10 protein-coding genes are annotated in these 11,949 nt (G+C 55.1%); 2 read left to right on the forward strand and 8 right to left on the reverse strand.

All coding sequences use genetic code 11. From position 1 onward, the window contains the following. Nucleotides 1–29 precede the first annotated feature (29 nt). On the reverse strand, nucleotides 30–938 hold the full coding sequence (locus ACO0U8_RS07950) for a LysR family transcriptional regulator (RefSeq protein ID WP_056776699.1): 909 nt from the start codon (nucleotides 936–938) through the stop codon (nucleotides 30–32). A 108-nt stretch (nucleotides 939–1,046) separates the two neighbouring features. On the opposite strand from ACO0U8_RS07950, the gene ACO0U8_RS07955 reads away from it, so the two are divergent. After that, a complete protein-coding gene (locus ACO0U8_RS07955; protein ID WP_056776696.1) occupies nucleotides 1,047–2,048 on the forward strand; it encodes a zinc-binding alcohol dehydrogenase family protein in 1,002 nt (333 codons plus the stop codon). 81 nt (nucleotides 2,049–2,129) lie between these two features. On the opposite strand, the gene ACO0U8_RS07960 is transcribed toward ACO0U8_RS07955, so the two are convergent. The 5 genes from ACO0U8_RS07960 to serB all read right to left on the reverse strand — a co-directional run bounded on the left by ACO0U8_RS07960 (nucleotide 2,130) and on the right by serB (nucleotide 8,706). Beyond that, the gene (locus ACO0U8_RS07960) at nucleotides 2,130–2,987 is read right to left on the reverse strand and encodes a DUF2950 domain-containing protein (RefSeq protein WP_421670578.1); all 858 of its coding nucleotides are present in this window, start codon (nucleotides 2,985–2,987) and stop codon (nucleotides 2,130–2,132) included. Nucleotides 2,988–3,003: 16 nt separating this feature from the next. Beyond that, on the reverse strand, nucleotides 3,004–4,551 hold the full coding sequence (locus ACO0U8_RS07965; protein ID WP_390974215.1) for a DUF3300 domain-containing protein: 1,548 nt from the start codon (nucleotides 4,549–4,551) through the stop codon (nucleotides 3,004–3,006). Between the two features lie 374 nt (nucleotides 4,552–4,925). Beyond that, complete coding sequence (nadR, locus tag ACO0U8_RS07970; protein ID WP_056776684.1) at nucleotides 4,926–6,185, reverse strand: multifunctional transcriptional regulator/nicotinamide-nucleotide adenylyltransferase/ribosylnicotinamide kinase NadR; 1,260 nt, start codon at nucleotides 6,183–6,185, stop codon at nucleotides 4,926–4,928. A 72-nt stretch (nucleotides 6,186–6,257) separates the two neighbouring features. Then, nucleotides 6,258–7,640, reverse strand: a complete 1,383-nt coding sequence (gene radA, locus ACO0U8_RS07975) for a DNA repair protein RadA (RefSeq protein ID WP_056776681.1) — start codon at nucleotides 7,638–7,640, stop codon at nucleotides 6,258–6,260. A 100-nt stretch (nucleotides 7,641–7,740) separates the two neighbouring features. Further along, nucleotides 7,741–8,706, reverse strand: a complete 966-nt coding sequence (gene serB / locus ACO0U8_RS07980) for a phosphoserine phosphatase (RefSeq protein ID WP_056776678.1) — start codon at nucleotides 8,704–8,706, stop codon at nucleotides 7,741–7,743. Between the two features lie 143 nt (nucleotides 8,707–8,849). Here serB and ACO0U8_RS07985 point away from each other — a divergent pair, with 143 nt between their 5' ends. Further along, on the forward strand, nucleotides 8,850–9,641 hold the full coding sequence (locus tag ACO0U8_RS07985; RefSeq protein WP_421670579.1) for a YtjB family periplasmic protein: 792 nt from the start codon (nucleotides 8,850–8,852) through the stop codon (nucleotides 9,639–9,641). Nucleotide 9,642: 1 nt separating this feature from the next. On the opposite strand, the gene yjjJ is transcribed toward ACO0U8_RS07985, so the two are convergent. After that, nucleotides 9,643–10,989: a type II toxin-antitoxin system HipA family toxin YjjJ gene (gene yjjJ / locus ACO0U8_RS07990; protein WP_421670580.1), complete on the reverse strand. Its 1,347-nt coding sequence runs from the start codon at nucleotides 10,987–10,989 to the stop codon at nucleotides 9,643–9,645. Between the two features lie 173 nt (nucleotides 10,990–11,162). Continuing rightward, entirely contained in the window at nucleotides 11,163–11,882 is a 720-nt protein-coding gene (gene deoD, locus ACO0U8_RS07995; protein WP_013577098.1) for a purine-nucleoside phosphorylase, read from the reverse strand. Nucleotides 11,883–11,949: the final 67 nt, after the last annotated feature.

An 11,949-nucleotide genomic window follows, 5' to 3' on the forward strand; every position in this document is an offset into this window, starting at 1 on the left:
CCTTTTTTTATGCCATCAATCCACTGCCCCTATCCCGCCAGCGCCTCACTGTAACTCTTTGCAAAACCGTATTCTTCCAGCATGAACTCAATAAAACAGGCCAGCGCCGGTGAATTCAGTTTTCGCCCCGGATAGACCAGATACAAATCATTTCCTTCGGCTTCCCACGCCGGCAGCACGCGCACCAGCGTGCCTTCCGCCACTTCGCTGTGACATAAAAACGCCGGCAACAGGGTGATGCCTGCGCCAGCCAGCGCACACTCCCGCGCATACAGCAAATTGTCAGTGGTATGTGCGGAGGGCAGTAACCAGCGGTGATAGGTATCGCCGCGATGCAGCACCCATTCCGACCAGGCGCGGTGGGCGATGCAATGATGCGCTGCCAGCTGCTGCGGCGACTCCAGCGCAGGATGCCGGGCAAGGTACGCCGGAGACGCCAGCAGATAACGCGGACAATGTCCCAGTTCACGGCCAATCAGCGAGGAATCCTGCGGTTTGCCGGTGCGCAGCGCAATGTCGAACCCTTCCTGCACCAGATCGACCATGGCATCGGATACCGACACTTCCAGCGACACATCCGGATAACGTTTCTGGAATTCGACGTTCATGCGCGCCAGCAACGTCGCGCCAAGACCCGCCGGGCTGGTGATGCGCAATCGCCCGCTCGGGTTATCACGCAAACGGCGGATCGCCAGTTCCGCCCTTTCGCTGGCCTGCATCATTTCCTGACAGTGGATCAGATAGCGTTCCCCGGCGAAGGTCAGATTCAGCTGGCGCGTGGTGCGGTTGAGCAACCGCAGGCCGACGGATTTCTCCAGCTGGCTGATGCGCTGGCTGACGCTGGATTTCGGCAAACCGGCACGTTTGGCTGCCTGAGTGAAACTGCCGCATTCCGCCACCAGCGCGAACAGCGCCATATCCTGCAATTGTTTAAACATGATTGTTCACCTGAGACGAACACGTTGTTAGTTATTGTCCATCTTATCAGCTTGCCGCATCAGGGCTAGACTGTCTGTATACCCGAAGCAATAAATGGAGAAATTCTGATGTCCGTAAAAGCAATCGCAGTGAACCCGCAGGATCCGGCCCGTTTCATCGCCGTCGAATTACCCCAACCCGTCGCAAAAGATCACGACCTGCTGGTGGAAGTGAAAGCCGTGTCGATCAATCCGGTCGATACCAAAGTGCATAAGGGCGTGCAAAAAAGCGGTCTGGACGCGCCAAAAGTGCTGGGCTGGGATGCCAGCGGCATTGTGAAAGCCGTCGGCAGCGCGGTGAAAAACATCAACGTCGGTGATGAAGTCTGGTACGCCGGGGACATCACCCGCTCCGGCAGCAACGCGACTGAACAGCTGATCGACTCACGTATTGTTTCCGTCAAACCGAAAAGCCTGAACTGGGCCGAAGCTGCCGCCATGCCTCTGACCGCGCTGACCGCGTGGGAAGCGCTGTTCGAACATCTGAACATTCAGAATGCCTCCGAAGACAAAACGCTGCTGATCATCGGTGGTGCTGGCGGTGTCGGATCGCTGGCGATCCCGTTCGCGTCGCTGCGCAGCAAAGTGAAAGTCATTGCCACCGCCTCGCGTGCCGAATCGGCCAAATGGTGTCTGGATCGCGGTGCGGATCTGACCGTGAATTACAAAGATCTGAAAGGTGAACTGGCGAAACACGGTATCAAACAGGTGGATTTCATTCTTTGCCTGAACGATACCGACGGACACTGGGCGGCGATTTCCGATCTGATCGCGCCGATGGGTCACATCTGTACCATCGTCGAAAATGAACACCCGCTGGACATGAACACGCTGAAGCTGAAAAGCGCCGCCCTGCACTGGGAACTGATGTACACCCGCAGCATGTTCAACACACCGGATATCGCGCAACAGGGCGAAATCCTGAAGCAGGTCGCCGCACTGGTTGATGAAGGGAAAGTGCAGACCACATTGAGCGATACGCTTCACGGGCTGAGCGTTGAGAGTATCGAAGCGGCGCATGCGAAAGTGCTGGATGGACACATGCAGGGGAAAGTGGTCGTCGCGTTTTAAACCGGCCCTTCTGAAATACCAAAAGCCGTCACCTCTGTGACGGCTTTCTTATTTGGGCGCATATTCCCGAAACGCTGGCGGCTATTCTCCGTCGTCGACCTTCTGCCATCGGGCATCGGGATCAAACGCGACTATCGCCCGCGCCGCAGCATCAGTGTCTGCCCCTAAATCCTGCTGATACACTTCGCCCTGCTGATTAATTATAAAACTGGTGATACCGGTATGCCCGTAACTCACCGGCCAGGCGATCAGCGCGAAACCTTTCGTCATCTTGCCATTATCGATATAACTATAAGCCCCGCCGCTGGCGCTGGCACCCTGCGCGGTAAGAATACGGAAATAATAACCATGGTAGTCAGACCCCGGCTGTTCGCCGCCAAAGGCAGGGCCGAGCGGGCTGGGTGCTTCGCCCTCTTTTACCGGCCAGTACAAACCATCGTGCTGCCCGTCCGTGCTGATAAACCGTTGGGCATACTGCCCGGCGCTCTGCTGGAACGCGTGCTGCGCATCGGCATAAGCCGCGACGGCCTGAAGGGTGGAAAGCTCGTTGCGCCCGATGGTCCGCGTTACAATTTCAGCCGCACCGGCCACCATATCGAAGGACCAGCCCTGAGCCGTTTGCTTTATCGGTATCGGCAACTGCCAGCTTTCCGTGCCGACGTTCAGATGGGCCACATCGCCCTGTTTCACCATCGTATGGCTGACTTTCCAGTCGCGCAGGAATCGGGCGACTTCTTCAGGATCGACATCTTTTTGCGGCAGATAGCGCTGCCAGTCATCACCCAGAAGTTGCTTCAGAGCGGCATCATCGTGTCTGCTCACAGCATCAACCAGTGCCTCAGCAGCCTGCTCCGGCTGCGGAAAAGATTGCTGAGCGAAGACGCAAAGAGGGAGCATCAGAGCACCGGCAGAAATCAGAAGACGGCTACATATTTTCATTACCTTTCCTCAAAAGTTAGCGCCGCTGAAAATGATGGGCTTCCGCACCGGCAGACCGCTCAGGCAGGGAGTCACGCATCTGGTGACGGCTTCTGTCACCGCGCGCCTGTTGTTGTTGCCACGACGGCCCGCGGCTGGAATTCCCGCTGAAGGCTGAACTGCGCGTCATGTCGCCCCCCTGACGCAGATTCCCGCTGCGCTGAGAAAGCTTCTGTTGCCCGGAAAACGACGGATGAGAGGGCGAGTTATGCTGCGGCAACTGGCGGCCGGAAATGTGATGGCTGTCGGAGGTGACACCTTGTCTTGCTGGCGGCACCGAACGGGGTGATGCGTGCGTTTGCCCGGACGTAAACCCCGGACGGCTGTTCATTACCGAAGCCGCCTGCTGACGACGTTGATCCAGCGGCTGATTTTGCACGCCGCCGTTGTTACGCCCCACCGCATTGCCGTCAAAACCACGGTAATTATTACGTTGTGCGGCATTATTTAGCGCACGGTTCTGCGTGGCCCCGCTCAGGTTTGCCGTGCGAGGTGGCACACCATTGTTGAAAGCGGCATTGTGCTGCCAGCCCGCTGTGGCTGGTGAACCCGGATGATTCACCGCATTGTTGTTATTGCCGGATATGCGGTTGTAATTATTAACGTTAACGTTGACGTAATTATTCGGCGAACCGCCATGGTGGCCGTCGTCGTGGTGATCATCATGGTGGTCGTCGTGATGATCGTCATCCCAGTCGATGCTGCCAAAAATGGCATAGGTCGCGGCCACACCCACTCCGAATCCGACCCCGGAAACCACACCGTTCACGAACTGCTGCCCCGGCGGTGGCGGCAGATAGACCGGCGGATAAGCCGGTGTCGGCCATGCGCCATACACCACATTCGGGTTGTAGCTCGGCACGTAAACCACCTGCGGATCAGCAGATTCGATAATGATGGTTTGCTGAGCCGGTGCGCTTTTCACCACGGTAGTGCCGCTGGCTGATGCGGCAGGTTTTACCGTGACTTTCTGCTGCGGCGTGCTTTTCAGCGCCCCGCTCTTTTGCGCCACCTGACGGAATTTCTGCACGGTGTCCATCACGTCGGCCGGTTGCGCCAGAAATGCGTCACCGAGGTTTTGCACCCACGCGGGATCTTCACCCATCAGCGCCAGCAATTGCGGAAACGCCACCAGCGATTTCACACTCGGATCCCAGGGTTCATTCGCCACCTGAGTGACGGCGGCGTCGCCCTGACTTTGCGGATGGTCGCGTGACCATTGCACCGCCTGAATGACGTTGGTGGGATAGGTGGAGGCCATCAAAACCTGTGAAAGCAGGCTGTCAGGATAAAGCGCCACGGGGGCGACCCACTGGTCAAGCTGGGCCTGAGTAAAGGCCGCAGGAGCGGGGGCCGGAACAGCAGCAGTTGCGGGTTGTGCGACAGGAGCAGACGGCGCAGGAACCGTGGTATCGGCCTGACTGCTGACCGGAAGCCAGCCTTGCATAAACATCACGCTGGCAAGCGCAAATGCGCCTGCGCTGCACAATACTGCGATACCCCAGGGCTTGAATGATAAATTCATTCGGATCACCTTAAAAAGCCTCTGCCGGAATGAGAGGCACAATGAATGAGTATAATCGGACAAATAAAACTCAACGGCCGTCACTGTATTTTTATTCATGGAGGGGACTTACGCATAAAATGCGTATTCAATGAGGGCAAAAATGATTTGCGTTCAATCATTTGAATTAACTCAGGATTTACTTTACCCCTGTTACAAATTGAATGATTAAAAAAATAACCCGCTGTAATTAAATGACTTTATTGATAATTATAAAATATATAAATTAACCAAAGCATTCATGAAAAGAATGTTTATAGGAATAAGCGCCATAAAAAATGCCTGTCCGGCAGAACAGGCATTTTCATTTTTCAGGACAAGGGCTGATGAAGGATTCAGGAACCGGCAGGCTGATTTAACCGGCTGGTATCCGCCGCCAGCATGTTCTGTACCAGTTCAATACATTCCAGAAAACGCTGATCATAATCTGACGATTCAACGTGAACGTAATCCACATTGTTTTGTTTCAGCATATCGATAAGCAGATTTTGAAAAGACATACGGTCTGTCGTGCTGCCCAGACTGCGCAGGCCATCGGCGACCCACGGCGTATTATTTTCCAGCAGGATCACCAGATCGAATTTGTATTCGTCCATCAGCGCCTGCACAAACGGGTGTTCGCGGCCTTCGTACTTTACACAAAACGCCTGCGTGGTCAGAAAATCGGTATCAATAAACGCGACCTTGTTGGCATATTTCACCGCGAAATCGATGTACTGCGCCTGGCCGAGCGCGATTTTGTCGTAATCAGAATATTGCAGCGCCATCTCGTCACCACCAAGGTGGGAGAAAACATAGTCGCGGCCATATTCCCAGGCGCTGGTGGTATTGAAGATATTGGCTAACTTATTGACCAGCGTAGATTTTCCACTGGATTCACCGCCCAGCACCGCCACGGTGCGCACGAAGAATGGCTTCACTTCCGTCGGAATATAATCCCAGTAGCGGAACGGATCCTGACGGATCTGGCGGCCACTGATATTCATAAATGAACGTTTCGGGTCGATCAGCACCGTTTCAATACCGAGGTGCTCACGGTACTGCGGCGCATCCCCTTCTTCGCTGGAATAAATGGTATTGGGTTCAATGCCTTTCTGGCTCATGAACTCCTTGATACCGCGCCCCCAGACATCCCAGCCATGCGGATACGGCTCCATTCCCTCTTCATTAAAGGCATGAATATGAATGTTTTTTTGATATTTGAAGGTCTGAAGCAACCAGCGCAGCCGATCGCTGACAGTCGGTTGCTGAGACATCGAACTGTTCTCAAACAGCTCGCGATCGCGCGGCTCATCAAAGCCCATGATGATGTGCAGTTCGTCGACCTGACTACAGGCTCGCTGGATCAGATAAATATGGCCGGTGTGCAGCGGATAAAACTTGCCGAACACCACGCCGATATTCTTTTCGCGACGGGGAAACTCAAGGTCAAGGAAGCGGTGCAGCGCCTCCAGCTTTTGTGCGCTGGGGCTTTTTATCTTTGCATTCAATAGCTGGCTGAGATAACCCTTGGTCATCCCGCTCGCTTCGGCCACCTGCTGTAAGGTGCGTCCCTGTTGCTTGATGGCGGTTTTAAGATAATCGAACTGAGACATACCCTGTCCTTATGTTTGTTTTACTAAACAAAAAATAGCACAAAGCCGGACAGGATTCACACTCAAAAACCGTTACAAATCGTCGAGGATCGCCAGCGCGTCGGCCAGTTTTTTGACCCCAAACACCTGCATCCCGGCTGGCACTTTTTTCGGCACATTCGCGTGCGGCACAATAGCGCGTTTGAACCCGTGCTTTGCCGCTTCGGTAATGCGTTCCTGGCCGCTCGGCACCGGACGAATTTCTCCCGCCAGGCCGACTTCGCCAAACACCACCAAATCATGCGGCAAAGGACGATCGCGCAGGCTCGACACCAGTGAAAGCAGCAGCGCCAGATCGGCACTGGTTTCAGTCACTTTCACCCCGCCGACCACGTTCACGAAAACGTCCTGATCGGCCATCTGCAAACCGCCGTGACGGTGCAGGACGGCCAGCAAAATGGCCAGACGGTTCTGCTCCAGCCCTACCGCCACGCGACGCGGATTGCCCATCATCGAATGATCGACCAGCGCCTGCACTTCCACCAGCAGCGGCCGGGTGCCTTCCCACAGCACCATAACGGAGCTGCCGGAGGTAATTTCATCGCCACGGCTGAGGAAGATCGCCGAAGGGTTACTGACTTCGCGCAAACCCTGTTCGGTCATGGCAAAAACACCGAGCTCATTCACCGCACCGAAGCGGTTTTTGTGGCTGCGCAAGGTTCGGAAACGCGAATCCGCATCGCCGTCGAGCAGCACGGAACAGTCGATACAGTGCTCAAGCACTTTCGGGCCAGCCAGTGAGCCGTCTTTAGTTACGTGCCCCACCATCACGATCGCCACCCCGCGCGTTTTAGCAAAGCGGGTCAGATACGCCGCCGTTTCACGCACCTGCGCCACGGTGCCGGGCGACGACTGGATATCCGCCATGTGCATCACCTGAATGGAGTCGATCACCATCAGCTTCGGCTTTTCGACATCCGCAATTTCACAAATTTGCTCGATGCTGGTTTCCGACAGCATGTTCATATTCGCCGTCGGTAAACCCAGGCGGTGCGCGCGCATCGCCACCTGTTGCAGGGATTCCTCACCGGTAACGTACAGGGTTTTCATGTTTTCGCTGAGGTGACACAAAATTTGCAGCAACAGCGTACTTTTACCGGCGCCGGGGTTGCCGCCAATCAGAATCGCACTGCCCGGCACCACACCGCCGCCCAGCACGCGGTCAAACTCTTTAAAACCGGTGCTGAAACGCGGAAGTTCGTCGAGGCTGATGTCGGAAAGTTTCTGCACGCGGCTGACGCCCGCATCGCCTGCGTAGCCGGTCAGGCGCTCGTTGCGCGCCACGGTCGGAGAAGCCGCCAAACGGATTTCAGTAATGCTGTTCCAGGCCTGACAGGCACTACACTGCCCTTGCCAGCGCGGATAATCTGCGCCACATTCATTACACACAAATGCACGTTTTGCTGCTTTTGCCACAACTAACCTCTTCAATTAAATAATGAATACTCATCCCGATGCGCTTACCTGAGTAAGATTCGGGTGAGTGATCGCATGCATCCTGAAATATGACGGGTATTCAGGATTGACTGCCGCTGAGAATACACAGCACGCCAAGCAAATCCGCATGACGGATGCACACTGCCGCCTGTTCGTAGACTTTCGGTTTAGCGTGATAGGCAATACCCATGCCCGCGACGGCCATCATTTTCAGATCGTTGGCGCCGTCGCCAATGGCAATGGTTTGTTCGTGAGGAATTTCCAGTTTCTCGGCCAGTTTCAGCAGAGTGTCGGCTTTATATTGCGCATCGACAATCGGGCCAATCACGCGGCCTGTCAGCTTGCCGTCACGAATTTCCAGCTCGTTCGCCGCCACATCCACCAGGTTCAGGCGGTCACGCAGATATTCCGCATAATAGGTAAAACCGCCGGACGCGATGGCTACGTGCCAGCCCGCTTCCTGCAAACGCTGCACCATGACCGTCAGGCCCGGCATCAGCGGCAATGTGTCACGCACCTGTTGCAGAATGCTGGCATCAGCATCCCTGAGCGTGGCGACGCGCTGACGCAGGCTGGCCGAGAAATCCAGCTCGCCGCGCATGGCGCGTTCAGTCACTTCAGACACCTGCTCACCGACGCCCGCCAGTTTGGCAATTTCGTCGATGCATTCAATCTCTATCGCGGTAGAATCCATGTCCATGACCAGCAGCCCCGGCACGCGCAGGTAAGGCACTTTGCCCAGCTGAGTCACATCAAATTCGAAGGATTCCGCCAGTTTCTGCACGTCAGCGGTAAGTGAACCGGCCAGGCGCACCACCTGATAACCTTCCACCGCCCACGCGCTGACAATCACTAAGGCGCGGCCTAACTGACGCTGGAACTGCGTAATGCTGATTTTATCGAGTTTTCTACCGTAGAGGAGCCACCCGGTATGTCCCGCCCGGTAATCCAGCGGCATCACTTCATCACCGCTCAATGAAAGGGGAAGTCCCGGCCATTGGTGGATCTCCGCAGGAAGATCGCAATAGGTCAGACTGTTTGGCATGATTACTCCGGTAGATTATTAAAAAATAAGTGACTAAAACGGTAGAAAAGGCAGAGATGCCGCCGATAAAACGACGCATCAAGCTACCTTATCGCCAGCGCTTCTGGCAACATTAAACTCATCGAAAAACGCAAGGAAACGGAATGGCAAAGGCCAAACTCAAATTTCGCCTGCACCGCGCTGCTATCGTATTGATTAGCCTGGCGTTGTTAGTCATTCTTATGCAAGGCGCGTCCTATTTCAGCCTCGGGCATCAGCTCGCCCGATCCACGCAGGTCGAGCAACTGGCGCAAACGCTGGCCAAACAGGTGGCGTTTTCCCTCGCGCCGCTGATGGACAGCGACAATGATGGCGCGGATATCGCGCAGATTTCCACTATTTTGAGTCAGCTTACCGATGAAAGTCGCATTCTCGACGCCAGCGTTTACGAATCCGACGGCACTCTGGTGGCGCATGCCGGTGAACAGGTGCCGGTTCGCGACCGCTTGTCACTCGATGGTAAACGCGCGGGCAGCTACTTCAATCATCAGATTGTGGTGCCGATAGAAGATAAGAACGGGCCGAGCGGCTTTTTACGCATCACGCTGGATACGCACGTGCTGGCGACGGAGTCCAAACAGGTGGATAACACCACCAATCTGCTGCGTCTGATGATGCTCGCCGCGCTGGGTGTCGGCATCATTCTCGCCCGCACGCTGTTGCAGGGCCGCCGTTCGCGCTGGCAACAGTCTCCGTTCCTGCTGACGGCCAGTAAACCGGTGAAAGAAGATGATGAACCGGAAGAAGAAACCCCCGAAGAGTTCGGCCCGCCGCCGACGCTGAACCTCACCGAACCCGACGCCGGGGTGGCCCCGGCCAGACCCGCGACCGAAGCGCAAACCAAAGAAGCCGCACAGGCCGCTTACCGCAGTCTGAAACGCAGCAAACCAAAGTGATTCAGGCCAGCCGCTGAACAGGCCCTGTTAACCCTTCCACCTGCGCCAGCATTTCGCTGGCCAGTTGACGAAACTCAAGACTGATGGCGGCATCGTTTTGCACTTTCCGCCAGAATTCCTGCGCCCATGCCTGCGCATTCAACCACTTCGCTTTCGACACCAGAGGGTCGAGCGTTAACGGCGCGGCTTCACGACGCATCGCACCGGCATTTGTCGGCGCAAAAGCCATCGGTAACATGTCATACACCGGCGATATCGTAAGAGATTGTTTTAAAGGGTCAATGGCAGGATCGATAAATGACAGATTTCCCTGATGCATATCGCTGTTGGCAATCAGCTTGCCGAAGGCATAAATTTGCTCAATTTCCTCCAGCGTCGGGGCGGTAATAATCTTGTTCCTGCGTAACTGCTGTGCGGTCGCAAACCAGTTGCTGTTGCCACCGCCAAATTCTGCCGAAACGGCTTCAAGCGATACGATCCCGCAGCGCCCGCGCGCACCTATCCGGTCAAACCGTTCAACCTCAAGGAAGACCTCGCCGTGTCTTCCGGTAAAGATTTCGGCCGTCGCTGCCGGGATCCCCACGTTTTGCAGTACCTGTAATGCGTGGGCTTCCGCACGCAGCAAATCCCCCCAGCGGCGGGCATTTTCATTGGCTGGTGCAGGGGAGAATTTTACTAAAACCCGGGAGGCTTCCCGATCGGTATGTTCTGCGTAGCAGCTGAATTTAGGCTGCTCGCCACCCGCAGATGAGCCGACCTCCTCTCCGGCCAGACTTCTCTGCGCCAGATTTTCATAGGCCTGAATTTTGTCTTCACAAGAAACGGGAATATCGTCCTGCTTATGAAACCATCTCTGATACGCAGTTTCTCCGATGACAAAGTTCCCGACCGTTTCATCGCCCGCTCTTGCCAGCGCCACCAGCGTCTGGGATTCGGTCCACTTTTTAATGTCATCAGGAAAATGCAGTGCGGCGTTAATATCACGCCCCCACGCCCGGCCTAGAAAACCCTGGGGCCGCATATCGGTGATAAACCACGGCAGGCCGTCAAAAGTGAGCGACTGACCGTTGACCGTCTCCACCGCGTAACTTTCACCCGGCCAGATTGAATACAAGGTGCCGGCATTCACGGCATTCCCGGCCTCATTAATCTGGTACAACGGGAAGCGCCACTGGTTATCCAGCGGACGCGGCAGAATGTAGCGGGTCGAGCGGCTTTGCCCGATTTTGACAATTTCAGGTGTTTTAGTCAGCCGTCTGGAAAGCGTTGACTGATTGATGTGCAGGCGTTCTGTGATCTCTTTCGCCGTCAGACTGCCCTGACGCAGTAAATCCACAAGTTCAGACATGAGCAGCTCAGTGATGAATAGAAAAGTGCATAGCTAATAGCATAGATATAAAATGAAAATAAATCGATATATCCTGATGATATAAAGTCATGGATGCAAAAAATCACCCTAAAACGCATTGCAAAACGGGCACCTTTCGGTGCCCGTTTTTGTTTCTGCAAAGGGGTCAGTATTTATTCTTTATCGCCCAGCAGAACAGATTCCAGCGCGATTTCGATCATGTCATTGAAGGTCGTCTGACGTTCAGCGGCAGTGGTCTGTTCGTGCGTACGGATATGGTCGGAAACGGTACAGATGGTCAGCGCTTTTGCACCGAATTCTGCTGCCACGCCGTAGATACCGGCGGCTTCCATTTCCACACCCAGAATGCCGTATTTTTCCATCACGTCGAACATTTGCGGGTCTGGCGTGTAGAACAGGTCTGCGGAGAAGATGTTACCGACGCGTGCGTTGATGCCTTTGGCTTTCGCAGCATCAGCGGCGTTGCGCACCATGTCGTAATCGGCGATAGCCGCGTAGTCATGGTCTTTAAAACGCATGCGGTTCACTTTGGAATCGGTACAGGCACCCATGCCGATAACGATGTCGCGCAGTTTGATGTCGGCACGCACTGCGCCACAAGAACCCACGCGAATGATTTTCTTCACGCCGAATTCCGTGATCAGCTCTTTGGCATAAATAGAGCAGGAAGGAATGCCCATGCCGTGGCCCATCACGGAGATTTTGCGGCCTTTGTAAGTGCCGGTGAAACCCAACATGCCACGCACGTCGTTCACCTGCTTAACGTCCTGAAGGAAAGTTTCCGCGATGTGCTTGGCGCGCAGCGGATCCCCAGGCATCAGCACTACGTCAGCGAAGTCGCCCATTTCAGCATTAATGTGTGGAGTTGCCATCTTCTTATTCCTTTTCAGCGAGGTGTCATATTCATCATAAAAACGCGGCCGGCATCAGTGCCGGCCG

This window comes from Rahnella sp. EDr1-12, from assembly GCF_049206505.1.
In the GTDB taxonomy this organism is placed as follows: domain Bacteria; phylum Pseudomonadota; class Gammaproteobacteria; order Enterobacterales; family Enterobacteriaceae; genus Rahnella; species Rahnella rivi.